Consider the following 14,804-nt stretch of genomic DNA (forward strand, 5'->3'; position numbering starts at 1 on the left):
CTCCAGGTTCGAAAAGTAGCATTTGTAGTTTTTTTCATAGGTTGATAGTTAGGAAACGGGATAAGATACTGTCTTATCCCGTTCTTTAGTTAGTAATCAGGTACTTAAACAACGATTTTATAGTTTTTCATTGTATTATATTGCTTTTAAATTGTGATTTTGTAATTCACATTCAGTAACTTTGGTTATTTCTGATACCTATAACTTTGGAACAGAGCCTACCGGTAGATCATGTACTTTGGGATGCAATCCGAGAGGGTGACAAAGCGTCATTAGGCGAATTGTATGAACGATATTATCGGCTCTTATACCGATATGGAACCAGGCTAATCTCCGATACGGACCTTGTGGAGGATACGATCCAGGATGTATTTATTACCATCTGGAATAACCGGCAGAAATTAGCCATTGTCAAGAATATCAAAGCCTATTTATTTACCATACTTCGGAGAGGAATTCATCAGAAATCAAAGAAAGATGAATTTGTATCTGACATAGATACGACGCCAAATTTAGCATACCCAGAAGGAAAAGGTAATTATGAGGATTTGGAGTATGAACAGTGGCTTATTGAGAAATTAGCAACTGTCCTTAAAAGTTTACCACAACGCCAAATGGATGTGATCCTTTTGCGCTACTACGAAAATTTCCAAACATCCGAAATCGCCACGATTATGGGCATTACGGAGAAGTCGGTTCGTAATACGCTTTATAAAGCACTGACACACCTGAGAACACACATTCAGCCTCTGGATTTTATGCTCTTTATTTTTCTACTACTTCAGACCCTGGGATTCTAACAGTGTCTGGTTTTCAGCTAAACGGGAGTGTCTCGTCCTTGAAGTATCGGCCTGCCAACTTATACGTAGTGCTATCTTACGCATCAGGCATCCGTAGTGACGACTTTCTGACCATCAGTTTGGTTTTTAAGACATTGTTGATCGAGGCAATTTGCCCGCCGGGATTTTTAATCAGATCAATTAATAAACTGGCGGCTGATTGCCCCATCTCGAAAGCCGGTTGGGCCACTGAACTTAACGGTGGATTCAGCAGTGACGCAAAAGGCAAATCCGCAAAACCAACTAAAGCAATCTCCCCCGGCATGGATAAACCAAGTTCATTAATGGCGGCATGACACCCTAGGGCAATTGTATCGCTGGCCGCAAAAATACCATCGGGTCGTTTGGATCTACCGAGCAGTTCACGGGTAATCTTCAGTGACTGTTGGGCATTAAACGCTAAGGGAATCATCCACTCATCCACAATAGGGCGGTTATAATCCAGTAAAGCCGCTCGGTAGCCATGCATCCGTCGTCGACTCGTCACCAGGTTTTGCGAACCCGCTAAAAGGGCGATGTGTTCGCAGCCCTGCTTAATGAGATGCTCAGTAGCCATATAGGCACCCTCGAAGTCATCGACCAGTATGCTATGGGTATCAATGCCATCACAAACCCGGTCAAAAAAAACGATGGGGAAACCGCGCTCATGCAGCGTTTGGAAATGTGAATAATCCTGCGTTGAGGTGGCAATCGAAACCAGCAGACCATCTTTTCGTTGTTGAGCAATGTGTTTCACATTCAACACTTCTCGTTCATAACTATCATGGCTTTGATAAATAACGACCTGATAGCCCTGGGCAAACGCAATGGCTTCAATACCCGCAATGACGACGGCAAAAAAAGGATTGGCTATTTCAGGAACGATGACGCCAATTTCCTGACTATGACTACTCAGTAAACTTAGCGCAACCGGGTTTGGATTGTAGTCGAGACGTTGAGCCAGTTCCAGCACCCGGCGTTTGGTTTCCGGATTAATTTCCCAACTGTCTCTCAACGCTCGGGAAACAGTAGAGGTCGACAGATTCAATTCGCTGGCGAGGTCTTTAATGGTCACTTGTTTCATAGCGATCAACTTATTGAAATAACACTATTTTGCTGGCCCTAACTAACGAAAATTAAAGTAAAACTACTTCCAACTAGCTTGCCTTGTAGGTGTTGATCGCATCCGTCACGCGGCACTGTATAGATCATTGCTCGTTACAATTATGCCCAGTATACGGGCCTGGCCAGCGCGTTCTTAGGCATGAAGCAAGGCCAGCCGCCAAGGTCGTCACCATCCGAATCCATAACCGTATCCAGAATAATAGGTACAGGTGGGCCAGAACGAGTGGATTGCGTCGGATGAACCAGTGGCCAACTGTGCAGACTTATCAGAATGAAAAGAATTTTTATTGCCGTACAACCAGAGATCTCCAGCGTAGAATTACTGTTTCAATAGCATGACCGAAACCAACATCATCAAGCCTGCAGTACCCCATCAGTGGTTAAACTGTCCTGGATGCAAAGTCCCGGTTAATCCTGTATACTGGTTATTGGAAATAGGCTAGCGAAGGATAGAATAGACGCTTAATCGCCTGGTAATTAGTAGCCTATATTTAGCTTCCGCCGTAGATAATAATCCGTTACCAGTAGTATACTTACGGCAAAAATGGTAAACGGATAACTAATCGGAAGGGCTTCGAGTGAACCATCTAAACTGGAAAGAAAACGATCCAGTCCAGACGATGTATGCTGGGCTGGCCCGGTAGGTAACACCAGCAAGCAAAAGAGAAGAATAAACAGCAGCGATGCAGCGATCATATACCACACTCTTGGGCTAATGATGGGCTCAAACTGTTTTGATTGCGAAACCATAACCTGACTCATCACCCGGCTACTAAAACCGGCTGATGGTTTCTCGACAAGGGTATACGATTCGAAAAGTTGACTCAGGGCTGCTTCTTTTGCCGACTCCAGTTCCGATTCAGCCTGTACCAGTTTCATAATGGTATTGGTAAAGTCAGCACCCGGTTTGTCGAGTTCTACTTTTTGGATCAGCTTCCTCAACGAATCTTCTTTTTCGTTCTCCATAGCTTAGCAGACCGTTTAGGTTAATAACTGGTTCATTTACAATAAAAAACGCAACTGCTCTTCCAGTACTTTTCTGGCCCGGAATAATTTTACCTTGATGTTGGATTCCGATAAGCCGGTGATTACCTCGATCTCTCTGATTGACTTTTCATCAAGGTAATACAACGTAATCAATAGCCCTTCTGTTACCGGCAATCGACTAATAGCAGCTTTAATATACTTCTGTTGCTCTGATAGCTGTAGATGGTCCAACTGAGGAGTCTGATACGAATGCGTATCGGGTTCCGTCATTTCGTCATGGATCGGAACCGTTGCGACTCGCTGATGGTCTAATTTAGTAATGGCTACCCGATAAACAATGGTGTAAAGCCAGGTGGAAAACTTTGATTTGCCTTCAAATTTATGGATTTGCTGATACGCTTTTACGAACGCTTCCTGCGCTACGTCTTCGGCATCTTCGGCATTCCGTATAATTCTTACCGCAATCGTATACGCCATATGCTTATAGCGGTCAACAAGAAATGCATAGGAAGCCGAGTCTCCATTTTTGACTTTGTCGATATAGACCTGATCTTCCGGTTGCTTCACGAGCCTGTTGGTTAGTTTGAGAATCTGTTCGCGCCCCTTACCCGATTAGACCTTCGTTTTCAAAATGAGGTTACAGCGTATAACCATTTTATTTTTATTTCTAAATTTTTACCAAAATCTGTAACCCGTTTTCTTTTTCAGATGTCATATGCTGCGAAAACCAGTTAGTAACAATCAGTAAACGAGTTGCTCTATGAATGGTGATGACATAAAACATATTCTTATTTCCCTTGGCGCATTCGCCAGTGTTTTCGGTATCATATATGTATTCCTGATGACACGTTCACGGGAACGCATGGCCATGATTGAACGGGGAGTCGATGCGTCTATTTTTTCGGGCAACGACTCTGTTTCGCCTACATTAAAATTCGGGATGCTCTTCGTAGGAATTGCCATCGGAATGATCGTTGGGGATGTCCTGCACGACAACTATGGGTTCAGTAAAGGCACTTCTTTTCTGGCTATGGTATTTTTATTCGGTGGGCTGAGTTTAATTCTCAACTTCGTAATTGAACGGTTTCTGGCCAAAAAGGGCTAACTATTTGTTAATCAGTTGTATATCAATTGTCCGTAGAGTCGGGCGATCCTTTCCCGGCCTGATCATTCCTGGTTAATTCCGTTACCGTTCCATTTCTACTTCTGTGATTTTCCAAAAGAGCCAAAAGCTCTTCGTGGTATCGCCTTGCCTTTACAGATCGATAAGTCAATACATCCATGAAAATACTAGCCTTACTTTTGATATCGATTCTCCTGGTGGGTCTGCATGGTGCAGTTGCCCAGAAAAACGTAGGAAGTTATTCAATCCACGGAATAATTGCTGATTCAGCAAACCATAAGCCCTTGACATTCATGACGATTCATTTACTGAAAAGCTCGGATGTGGCCATAAAAGTAGATTATTCCAGGGCGAATGGCTCATTTTCATTGGCAGGTCTGGAAGCGGGAAAGTACTCGCTGGCCATTCAGGGGGTCGGTTACAAGACCCGAAAAATCCCGGTCGAGTTGACCGATTCGCTTCAAAAGACAGTGGAACTGGGCATCGTAGCACTTACTCCTGACATGATGGGTCTGAAGGAAGTAGTCGTAGCCGGTACGAAACAAATTGTAAAACAGGAAATAGACCGCATTACCTACGATCTTCAGGCCGATCCTGAAAGTAAAGTGTTTAGTGTGCTGGACATGATGCGAAAAGTGCCGTTGCTTTCACTGGATGCCGATAATAATATCCTGATGAAAGGAAACAGCGATTTCAAGATCCTGATCAATGGTAAACCGTCGAGTATGATGGAGCGAAACTATAAGGATATTCTTCGGACAATGCCTGCTTCGTCCATCGAGCGTATTGAAGTGATTACGTCGCCCCCGGCCAAATACGATGCGGAGGGATTGGCAGGGATCATTAACATTATCACAACGAAAAAGCTGGATAACGGCTACAACGGTTCCGTCAATGTTAGCGAGCGTTTTCCTACCGGAGGGCCAGGCCTGGGCGGATCGGTTTCGGCTAAACTCGGTAAGTTTGGCATCTCAGCTTTTGGCGGAGCCAATCTGAATAATAATCGGACAGTTCGGGGTGGTATTCAGCGAATTACCACAGGGCAGCAGCCTACTGAGCTTTTGCAGGAAGGCACTACGGAGTCGAAGAGTCGGACGGCCTACATAGGCTACGAAATGAGTTATGAAATCGATACGCTGAACCTGGTCTCGGCTCAATTTAACCTGAATGGCACCAGCTCGGAAGGCAATATGATACAAACCAGTGATCTGATGAGTTCAGCTACTCATTTACAGGGATATACTCTGGAAAACAGGAATACTGGCAAGGGAAATGGCGTGGATGCGTCACTAAATTATCAACACGGTTTTCGGTCGGATAAGAACCGTTTGCTGACCTTTTCGTACCGGTATTTGACCTATGAAACGAAGCAGAATAATGACCTGAGTATCACCAATCGGGAGAATTATACAATGCCCAATTATCGGCAGGAAAACGATCAGCGGTTTTCGGAACAAACCATCCAGGTCGACTATGTCCATCCCGGTAAGCAGCAGCAATTTGAAGCGGGTTTAAAGGGAATTTTACGGGATAATAACAGCGATTTTCAGAATGCGGTAGCTGATTCTGTAACGCGTCAATATGTAATTCAACCGACACTCAGTAACCGATTCAGAAATACACAGAATGTCTTTGGCGGGTATACAACCTATCAATACAGCTTAAAAAACTGGGGCGTAAAAGCGGGTTTGCGTATCGAGCAAACCGTTATCGATGCCGATTTTATATCGGTCGATTCCAGGGTAAAAAGAACGTACTTTAACCTGATACCTTCCGTATCTGTAAATCGTAAATTCAAGAATAATAGTGGGCTTAATCTGGCTTATACGCAGCGAATTCAACGGCCAGGAATTTATCAGCTGAACCCTTTTGTGGATCGCTCCAATCCGAACTTTGAACGAACAGGCAATCCTGATCTGCGGCCTGCCGTTGTCAATGACATCCAGGTAACATTCAGTGGAACAGGAAAAATTCAACTGAATACGGGGTTGGGATTCACGTTTTTCCGGGATCTGGTTTTTCCGGTTTCAGTTTATGATTCAACGACGACCATTACGCGCACATCCTATGGGAACACAGGTACGGCAAAGCTTCCAAACCTGTACGTGACTATCAATTATCCGATTACTAAACAGTGGAACGTAAGTGCAAACAGCCGTGCCGCTTATGGGATGGTGCAGGGTTTGGTAAATGGCGTATTGATTAAGAACGAAGGGTTAATGTATAATGTCGCACTGTCAACCAATTACAAACTACCCAAAGAATGGCGCTTAACGGCCAATCTGCAGATGAATGGGCGAGGGATTAATTTGCAGGGAACGACCAATAGCATGCTAAGCACTTCATTCAGTGTCAATAAAGATCTGATTAAGGACAAAGTATCTATTGCGGGATCGATCAGCAACCCGTTTCGTAAATACAGGGAAAACCTTGCCAGTACGTTCGGCCCGGATTTCCAACAGACTAATTTCCGTTGGGATTATTTCCGGTCATTCACGGTCAGCTTGGACTATAAATTCGGTAAGCTCAGGGAGTCGATTAAAAAGAACAAACGAGGAATTCGTAATGATGATGTCCAAAGCGGAAACTAGTGCAGGTATCCGGTTTTATACCTTCTTCAAACTAGTGCACATCCAATTTAAACCTATAAGGTTTTTGAAACCTTATAGGTTTGTCAGCAACTCCATTCATGTCTAGTACGTATAAAATAGAAATCAGAAAAAGTAGGACTTCACGGGAGGGGATGCGCGATCCAGTTCACTATTAATAAGTTATTGCGCTGTGATTTATATTTGCCGGTGGTCAACCCAACCTTTTCTGAAATGAACCGTATTGCCAGCAACTCCCGTACGATATGCAGAAAAAGCCTCTTTTTATTTGCCGTTACAGTTGTTTTCTATCTCATCGTCAATCCGATAGCTAAAGCCCAGATCGTTTTACACACCGATGATTTACCCCGTTTCTACCAGGCCTATGATTCCGTCATGACAACAACTGACACAGCCCGGCAAGCCAACTTTATTCGATCCTTGTATGTAGACAAAGCAAGTCCCGGCTTAACTCAATTTATGGAATTGCGGGGTGGAAATACAGCCAAATGGAGGGCCTTTATCGAAAAGGAAAAAAACATACTGGCCAAAAAAAGACCGTGGATATTAGCCGTCCTGGACCAGAAAGCGGAAATCTTAAAACGAATAAGCCGATTTAAAGAAATCTATCCCGACTTTCGGGAGGGTGATATCTACTTTTGTGTCGGCATCAACAACTCAGGCGGCACTATCGATGATCGGACAGTCTATATCGGGACCGAAGTAGCGGCCAGCGACCAACCAAACTGGGCGGTTCCATTAGTGTTGCATGAATTCGTTCATACCCAGCAATGGACCCAACGAAACAAAGCTCGAGTCCTCCAGAATGAACACCTATTGGACGAATACACGGCCTCTCATAAGCAATTGTTAGGAAAGTGCCTGGAAGAAGGCATGGCGGACTTCATCGCAGAACTGGTTTATGAACAACCCCTGGCTAAAGTCAATCCCAATGGCCACACAGCGTTCGGTTTACAGCATGAGCAGCCGATCTGGGAAGCCTTCAAAAAAGAGATGTATTCAGATGTTGACTGGAAGGGGGGCTGGTTATACGCTAAGCGGGAGATTGATGGCCAGAAGGTGAGCGACTTAGGTTATTTTGTGGGCCACCAGATCTGTAAGGCATATTACCAAAAAGCCAAAAATAAGCAAACGGCCATTCGCTATATGTTGGGGTTGAATCTGACGGATGAAAATGCAAAACGCTTCCTCTTGGCATCCGGCTATTCCCCGGAAAAGCAGGTCGCCCATTGAGGATAGGTTATAAAATTACCTTAACCTGCCAGCGCTTGAATCCAGAGATTACAACACTTATATACTCAGTACCATTTTTCATGGTAAAATAGCTTTCTGGACTTCTCAATAAAGCAACTTTGGACTGCTCAATAAACTGACGTGACTGACGGACCTCTACTTTTGCATCACAGATAAACTAAAGATATTCAGTGATGGAGCGTTCAGAAACAGTATTGGTGACCGGAGGGTCAGGTTTCTTAGGCATGCGGATCGTGTTGCATCTTTTACAGATAGGATATCATGTACGGACGACCGTTCGCAGTTTGGACAGCAAAAACAAGTTGATTCAGACATTGCGATCAAACGGTATCACATCATTCGAAAGGCTTTCGTTTGCCGAGACGGAATTGACAAGGGATGACAACTGGGATAGTGCCATGAAAGGGTGTACCTACGTGCTGAGTGTGGCATCGCCTGTATTCTTTGAAACGCCTAAAGATGAAAATGAAGCCATTCGGCCTGCGGTCGAGGGGATACGTCGCGTCTTGACGTTCGCCAAAAATGCAGATGTCAGGCGTGTGGTAATGACTTCCAATTTTGGTGCCGTGGGTTTCAGTCATACCGACAAGACTATAGAAACGACAGAAGAAGACTGGACCGACGTTAACTTAAAGGGCTTTTCTGTCTATGAAAAATCAAAAACGCTGGCGGAGCGCGCTGCCTGGGACTTTACTAAAAGCGAGGGTGGTGATCTGGAATTTGCTACCATTAATCCTGTCGCCATTTTAGGGCCATCGTTAGATGCTCACATCTCAGGTAGTTTTCACCTGCTTGAGAATCTGTTAAATGGGTCGATGAAAGCCGTACCCAATATTCCCCTGAATGTTGTCGATGTGAGAGACGTGGCCGATCTGCATATTCGGGCGATGATCCACCCTGATGCAAACGGGCAACGGTTCATCGCATCCGCCGATGGGCAGATTTCAATGCCTGAAATAGCTTCACTGCTCAAAAGCAAAAGGCCCAATGCTTCGGAACTGGTTTCCACCCGAAAGTTACCCAATTGGTTACTTAGCCTGGCTTCATTTGTCAACAATCAGGCCAGAGAGGGAGCTATGCTGCTGAATATTAACCGTAATGTCAGTAATGCAAAGGCAAAGGCAATCTTAGGGTGGAAGCCCATCGCCACTCAGGAACAGGCTATATTAGCAGCGGTAGACAGTATGGTTAAGTATTGTATTCTGAAATGAGAGCAATTACCGAAGAGACGAAAGCGAAGATCTTAAACGAGCAATTTATTCCCGATCATGTTTTCCTCGTTGTCGTTCATGGGGAAATCAGCTTTTTTGATGCCAGCAAACGTTATACGATCAAGGCTGGCGAGTGCTGTATTGTGCGGAAAAACCGGCTGGTGAGATTTATGCGTTCAAGCGGTGCGGAAGAGTTTGAGCCGATATTATTTTGCTTCGAACAATCCTTTCTTCGGGCGTTTCAGAAAAAATACAATTATTCCAGGTCGGCAGGTTTCGAGACCGAGGACGCACTGATCAGGATACCGAAACCCGCCTTGTTGGACGATTTCATCCGGTCCATAAAGCCGTACTACAAAGGGGTCATGGAATTGGATGAATTGTTTGAAGAGTTGAAATACGAAGAGCTCTTAATCATTCTTCTTCAAAATCAGCCAGCGCTTACCGGCTTTCTCTTTGATTTTGAGATTCCCCAGCGGATTGATTTAGAGGGATTTATGGATCGTAACTTCAAGTTCAACATAAGTATCCAACACTTTGCTTACCTGACAGGACGCAGTTTGTCGGCCTTCAAACGGGATTTCAACGCGGTATTCAACGATACGCCAGGTCATTGGCTGGTGAGAAGGCGCTTGCAGGAAGCGTATTTTCTCATTGAAACAGGCAGACAAAAGCCGTCCGATTTTTATCTGGATCTCGGCTTTGAAAGCTTATCCCATTTATCATTTGCCTTTAAGAAGGAATTTGGAAAAACACCTTCAGAGGTCGCCATGCCAAACTGATCTTCAGTAGAGGTGAATGTTTCACGAAACCCTCGTGGCTATTGCACCACTCTATTCGTAGGCAAACTAATGAATCTGGTTTGCTGCTTGAGCCGTTTACCAGTCAGCAGGATCATTAATTTGGTCAGGCATGGCTTTGCAAGAGTTGTGCAATTGCCAGGGGCATTTCCTCAAACGGGTAAACATGAATAAGTAACTTCGTAGAAACGCTCTTACAATGGAGTTAGACCATATTTTTATATTTACTCATCAGGCTCAACAAGTCGCCACTGCCTTACAATCGTTTGGCCTGAGCGAAGGAACAGCCAATCTCCATCCCGGACAGGGAACAGCCTGCCGACGTTTCTTTTTTCAGAATGCGTATATAGAATTAGTCTGGGTGATTAATGAGGATGAAAATAAAAATTCAGAAATCAAACGAGCCAATCTATGGGAAAGGTCACAATATGAGTTCACCAAGTATTGTCCCTTTGGCTTTTGTTTCAGAACCTAACAGCAATCAAGCCAGTCGATTCGCTTAGTTTTTGAGGATGGCTGGCGATACCACTCCGTTTATCTACCCCAAGGCCAATATGCCAACATAGCCTCGAACGAGAACTTTCCTGCTGAACCAATGCTCTTTGAGATGCCTTTTTTTGGTTTAGCTCCGAAAGATTACCCGCCCCAAAAGCAGCAGCCTTTGACTCATGCAAAGGGCTTCAATGAACTGACGAAAGTAACCTTAATACTACCCCCGCCGATAAACGACTTATCGTCGGCCATGAAAAAGGTTCTTCATGAAAGTATTGTTCATAGTTCACAAGGAAAGACCTATCTGGTAGCCTTAGAATTTGACGATGGCAAACAAGGTCAACAGCAAAACTTTACGCCCTTAATTCCATTAGTCATAAATTGGTAAACAGTACCTACGTTCTCTAGCCTACATGTTTAGTAGCCTCACTAAACGTGTGAGCCTACGGTCACACTCCGACGAACAAATCGGCCGCTGAGGTTACAAGACTAGGTTGCAGTCTAAACTTAGACCATCTATTCGGGGATAGGAGTTCCTGGTTTTACATCAACGTTGTGGTAGGAAACGATTTTCCAACCGCCTGCCTCTTTGATTAACACCTGTAATAAACGGGTATTGAGTTGTCCCTTGGCATCCAGCTGAATTCTGGGTGGAAGACCTTCTTTGGCAAAGCCAGAAACCTGGCATAAGGTTTCCATAATGGCGACATCGGAGCGGACAAATTTCAGGGACACGATTTTCTGATTTAAGACCGTATTCTTAAAAAAGCTTTTAAAAATCACCTCGTGCTGGTCTAAAAACGCTTTATGACCTTTGAAGAACATACCTGCAATATTGGTAAAGGTGCCATCGGGAGAAAATGATTGGGAGTAAGCCGGGGCATCCCCTTTGTTCCAGGCCTGATCTTCCTGCTGGAGAATGGTTTGAATCGCTACCGAGTCCTTCGCGTTTTGCGCAAGTAGGAGGGAAGAAGTAAGAATGAGAGTTAGAGTAAGAGCCAAAGCTCCCCTGAAAGGTGAATCTATTTTCATGATTGCTGGCTTTACATAAAACAATTTGTAAACTACCCAAAGGGACACTCCCCACCTAATCACCTTTATTTATCGGTAAACTAGTGATGGGCCCATTTAAACCGATAAGGTTTCAAAAACCGTATCGGTTTGTAATCAACCCTAAATAGAAATGGGAAGAGTACTAGAAGAAAACCTGATCCATTGCATTGGGAGCGGTCCAGTTTCCAAAGGCTACCTGAACATCAGTTTACCAACACAGTTGTACCTATAGGCTTTTTTACCATGCCTATAGATTCTCACCTAACGGAGCTACCTCCATGCAATTGGCTGATAATATTGTTCCCCTTTTGACACTGATCGTTCTGGAAACCATTCTGGGCATTGACAACATCATTTTTATCTCCATTCTGGCCGATAAGTTGCCGGATGAACAGCGCGACAAGTTGCGCTATTGGGGTATCGGACTATCGATGGTCATGCGGTTAGGTCTGCTTGCTCTCATTGCCTGGATCATGCAGCTCGACCAAACCCTGTTTGTTATATCGGGAATTGCCATCACGGGCAAGGGCCTGATTTTACTGGCAGGTGGATTATTTCTGATCTACAAAAGTACCAAAGAGATTTACCATAAAGCTGAACTGGGCGACGACGCCAACGCGCCGGATACGGCCAAAGCCACGTTTCGCGATTTGCTGATCCAGGTTCTCATCCTGGATATGGTGTTTTCCATCGACTCCATTATTACGGCCGTCGGAATGGTCGAACAGCTTTGGGTGATGTACACCGCCGTAATCGTCACGGTAGGTATCATGATGGTGGCCTCCAAACCGATTGCCTCGTTTATTAGCCGCCATCCTTCGTTCAAGGTTCTGGCCCTGTGTTTTCTGTTGATCATCGGTATGTCGCTGGTGGCCGAAGGACTGCATGTTGAAATACCTAAAGGCTATATCTATTTTTCAATGGCCTTTGCCTTTTTGGTCGATGTGATTCAGATGAAGACTGTCCGCCCGAGTAAACCCGGCAACTGATTGACTGTGATTTATGCACGCTATTCGGCGTTGGTTGCTACCTTGCCAGTAGTTATTCCATATACCTGGGATCGGTTTCGCTTCCCAAACTAGTCTTAGCATAATGATGTCTGGTGTCAATGCTCATTTGTTGGTGGTTGAAGACGAACCCAAGGTAGCTACGTTCATCAAAAAAGGGCTTCAAACCCAGGCCTATACGGTCGACGTAGCGTTAACCGGTGAAGAAGGTAAACGGCTCTTCGACACTACACCCTACAAACTGGTCATTCTGGACGTTAATTTGCCTGGTATGAGCGGACTTGATCTGGCGGAGTACATTCGCAGTCAGCAAAGCCGATTGCCTATTTTGATGTTGACGGCGCTTGATACGACCGCCGACAAACTACTGGGCTTCGAGGCTGGTGCCGACGATTACCTGGCCAAACCATTTGATTTTCTTGAACTACTGGCCAGGGTAAAAGCCCTGCTCCGCCGGTCGACCCCGAATGAAGAAGAAATGCAGATACTTCGCGTGGCTGACCTGGAACTGGATCTTGACCAGCGTGTAGCCCGCCGACGGGGTAATACCATTGACTTGACCGCCCGTGAGTTTTCCCTGCTGGAGTACCTGATGCGCAATGCCGGACGGGTCGTTTCGCGGGTTGATATTGCCGAACAGGTATGGGATATCGGCTTCGATACCGGCACGAACGTGATTGATGTTTACATTAGCTACCTGCGTGCTAAAATCGACAAAGATTCACCCGTCAAACTCATTCATACCTTGATCGGAATGGGTTATGTGCTAAAAGAAAAATGAGCCTCCGTACCCGACTGACCCTTTTGTTCACCGCCATTGTCTCGGTTTTATTGGCTTTGTTTTGCGGGCTACTGTTCAAACTGGCCGGGCAATACCGGGAGCAGCAATTTCAGGAGCGTCTTCAGGCAGAAGCAACAACGGCGGGCCATCTGCTGCTGAGCCGGGAGCGAATTGGGCCGACCCTCTATAAATTACTGGACAAAAATCATCTGACGGTTCTTCCGGAGGAAGAGATCATTATTTACAATACAAAGAACAAACTGGTATACGAAAGTGGGACGGACTACCTCACGCTCACCCCCGAAAACCTGAATCACATTCGACAAAGCCGACGGGTGGTCTGGAAAGAAGCCAATCGTGAGATCGTGGGTATCCTGTTTAACGACCACCAGCAGCCGTTTGTCATTGTAGCCTCCGCAGTGGATACGTATGGAACCCGAACGGTACTGAACTTAGGTAAACTGCTCGGTGTCGGTTGGTGCGTCATGATTGGCCTGCTATTGCTCGCTGGCCGTTTTTTTGCGGGTCGTACGCTTCGGCCCATCAGTCGTATTAATCGACAGATCGACGCAATAACAGCTTCAAATCTCTCGCTACGCTTACCCGAAGAATCGCAGGGGGATGAGTTAACCCAGTTAGCTCAGCGATTCAATCGGATGTTAAGTCGGTTGGAAGAGGCTTTCCGGTTGCAGCGTTCGTTTGTGTCGAGTGCTTCCCATGAATTACGAACGCCCCTCACCGCTATTACAGGTCAGTTGGAAGTCTCGCTGCTGGCCGACGATGAACCAGACGAGTTACGGGCTACGCTCCGGTCGGTTCTGGACGATGTTCGTGGTTTAAACCGGATGGCCAATGGATTACTCGCGCTGGCCAATGCCAGCATGGATGCTTCCGCCGTGCCAATGGCCCTTGTGCAACTGGACACCCTCCTTGAGCAGATCCAGTTGGAGTTCCAGCGTATCCAGCCGACGTATACGATTTATCTGCACATTGACTCGAACACGAAAGGAACGGCTACCTGGCAACTGATGGGTAGTGAGGCTTTATTGCGGACGGCTTTTTTTAATTTGCTGGATAACGGCGGAAAGTTCTCGTTGGACCATACCGTTTGGGTACAATTGACTAGCCAGGATGCCGCGATACAACTGACGGTTCACAATACAGGTTCCGTTATTGCCCCCGATCAACTGGCCATTATTTTCAGTCCCTTCCAGCGAGGGCGTAACGCCAGTGGCCATCCCGGTCATGGTATCGGTCTGGCGCTTACGGAGCGCATTATCCGACTACATCAGGGGCAGATCCAGGTCGATTCAACCGTTGACGCAGGAACAACCTTTACGGTTACCTTACCCCGCTAGTATTCCTGGTTCGTTGTTGTTTATTGTAATTCACCGTTCGCATCGGGTAGCTGAACCGCTTTCAATCAGGCGCTCAGGCCGCTAACTGCATTTCTAATTCCGTTCTAATGCGGCTCTAACACGAGCCTAACCCCGAGGTATGATCTTTGTAAAGTCAACCAGCAGATGAGATGAAACGGTCTTAAG

Annotated in this window: 15 protein-coding genes; 11 read left to right on the forward strand and 4 right to left on the reverse strand. The window is 45.6% G+C overall.

The annotated features are described in order from the left end of the window. Positions 1–206 precede the first annotated feature (206 nt). Positions 207–800 carry an RNA polymerase sigma factor gene (locus GJR95_RS36020; protein WP_162390464.1) on the forward strand — a complete coding sequence of 198 codons (594 nt, stop codon included), beginning with the start codon at positions 207–209 and terminating at the stop codon, positions 798–800. Positions 801–876: 76 nt separating this feature from the next. On the opposite strand, the gene GJR95_RS36025 is transcribed toward GJR95_RS36020, so the two are convergent. The 3 genes from GJR95_RS36025 to GJR95_RS36035 all read right to left on the reverse strand — a co-directional run bounded on the left by GJR95_RS36025 (position 877) and on the right by GJR95_RS36035 (position 3,497). Then, a complete protein-coding gene (locus tag GJR95_RS36025; RefSeq protein ID WP_162390465.1) occupies positions 877–1,902 on the reverse strand; it encodes a LacI family DNA-binding transcriptional regulator in 1,026 nt (341 codons plus the stop codon). Between the two features lie 518 nt (positions 1,903–2,420). Beyond that, positions 2,421–2,909: a hypothetical protein gene (locus GJR95_RS36030; protein WP_162390466.1), complete on the reverse strand. Its 489-nt coding sequence runs from the start codon at positions 2,907–2,909 to the stop codon at positions 2,421–2,423. A 36-nt stretch (positions 2,910–2,945) separates the two neighbouring features. After that, positions 2,946–3,497, reverse strand: a complete 552-nt coding sequence (locus GJR95_RS36035) for an RNA polymerase sigma factor (RefSeq protein ID WP_162390467.1) — start codon at positions 3,495–3,497, stop codon at positions 2,946–2,948. A gap of 193 nt (positions 3,498–3,690) precedes the next feature. Here GJR95_RS36035 and GJR95_RS36040 point away from each other — a divergent pair, with 193 nt between their 5' ends. The 7 genes from GJR95_RS36040 to GJR95_RS36070 all read left to right on the forward strand — a co-directional run bounded on the left by GJR95_RS36040 (position 3,691) and on the right by GJR95_RS36070 (position 10,807). After that, on the forward strand, positions 3,691–4,035 hold the full coding sequence (locus GJR95_RS36040) for a DUF6249 domain-containing protein (protein ID WP_162390468.1): 345 nt from the start codon (positions 3,691–3,693) through the stop codon (positions 4,033–4,035). 176 nt (positions 4,036–4,211) lie between these two features. Then, on the forward strand, positions 4,212–6,644 hold the full coding sequence (locus tag GJR95_RS36045; protein ID WP_162390469.1) for an outer membrane beta-barrel family protein: 2,433 nt from the start codon (positions 4,212–4,214) through the stop codon (positions 6,642–6,644). A gap of 231 nt (positions 6,645–6,875) precedes the next feature. Next, positions 6,876–7,895 carry a hypothetical protein gene (locus GJR95_RS36050; protein WP_162390470.1) on the forward strand — a complete coding sequence of 340 codons (1,020 nt, stop codon included), beginning with the start codon at positions 6,876–6,878 and terminating at the stop codon, positions 7,893–7,895. Positions 7,896–8,089: 194 nt separating this feature from the next. Next, positions 8,090–9,127, forward strand: a complete 1,038-nt coding sequence (locus GJR95_RS36055; RefSeq protein ID WP_162390471.1) for an SDR family oxidoreductase — start codon at positions 8,090–8,092, stop codon at positions 9,125–9,127. Continuing rightward, on the forward strand, positions 9,112–9,909 hold the full coding sequence (locus GJR95_RS36060) for a helix-turn-helix domain-containing protein (protein ID WP_232540968.1): 798 nt from the start codon (positions 9,112–9,114) through the stop codon (positions 9,907–9,909). Before GJR95_RS36055 ends, GJR95_RS36060 begins: the two co-directional genes overlap by 16 nt. Positions 9,910–10,126: 217 nt before the next feature. Next, complete coding sequence (locus GJR95_RS36065) at positions 10,127–10,402, forward strand: VOC family protein (RefSeq protein WP_162390472.1); 276 nt, start codon at positions 10,127–10,129, stop codon at positions 10,400–10,402. A 120-nt stretch (positions 10,403–10,522) separates the two neighbouring features. Then, positions 10,523–10,807, forward strand: a complete 285-nt coding sequence (locus GJR95_RS36070) for a hypothetical protein (protein ID WP_162390473.1) — start codon at positions 10,523–10,525, stop codon at positions 10,805–10,807. Between the two features lie 128 nt (positions 10,808–10,935). Here GJR95_RS36070 and GJR95_RS36075 read toward each other — a convergent pair whose 3' ends face one another. After that, positions 10,936–11,451: an SgcJ/EcaC family oxidoreductase gene (locus tag GJR95_RS36075; RefSeq protein ID WP_162390474.1), complete on the reverse strand. Its 516-nt coding sequence runs from the start codon at positions 11,449–11,451 to the stop codon at positions 10,936–10,938. A gap of 299 nt (positions 11,452–11,750) precedes the next feature. Here GJR95_RS36075 and GJR95_RS36080 point away from each other — a divergent pair, with 299 nt between their 5' ends. The 3 genes from GJR95_RS36080 (at position 11,751) to GJR95_RS36090 (ending at position 14,618) form a co-directional block, all read left to right on the forward strand. After that, entirely contained in the window at positions 11,751–12,461 is a 711-nt protein-coding gene (locus GJR95_RS36080; protein WP_162390475.1) for a TerC family protein, read from the forward strand. Positions 12,462–12,564: 103 nt separating this feature from the next. Continuing rightward, positions 12,565–13,260: a response regulator transcription factor gene (locus GJR95_RS36085; RefSeq protein ID WP_162390476.1), complete on the forward strand. Its 696-nt coding sequence runs from the start codon at positions 12,565–12,567 to the stop codon at positions 13,258–13,260. Next, positions 13,257–14,618, forward strand: coding sequence for a sensor histidine kinase (locus tag GJR95_RS36090; protein WP_162390477.1), 1,362 nt, complete (start codon positions 13,257–13,259; stop codon positions 14,616–14,618). Before GJR95_RS36085 ends, GJR95_RS36090 begins: the two co-directional genes overlap by 4 nt. The last annotated feature ends 186 nt before the right edge of the window (positions 14,619–14,804 follow it).

Source organism: Spirosoma endbachense (assembly GCF_010233585.1).
Lineage (GTDB): Bacteria > Bacteroidota > Bacteroidia > Cytophagales > Spirosomataceae > Spirosoma > Spirosoma endbachense.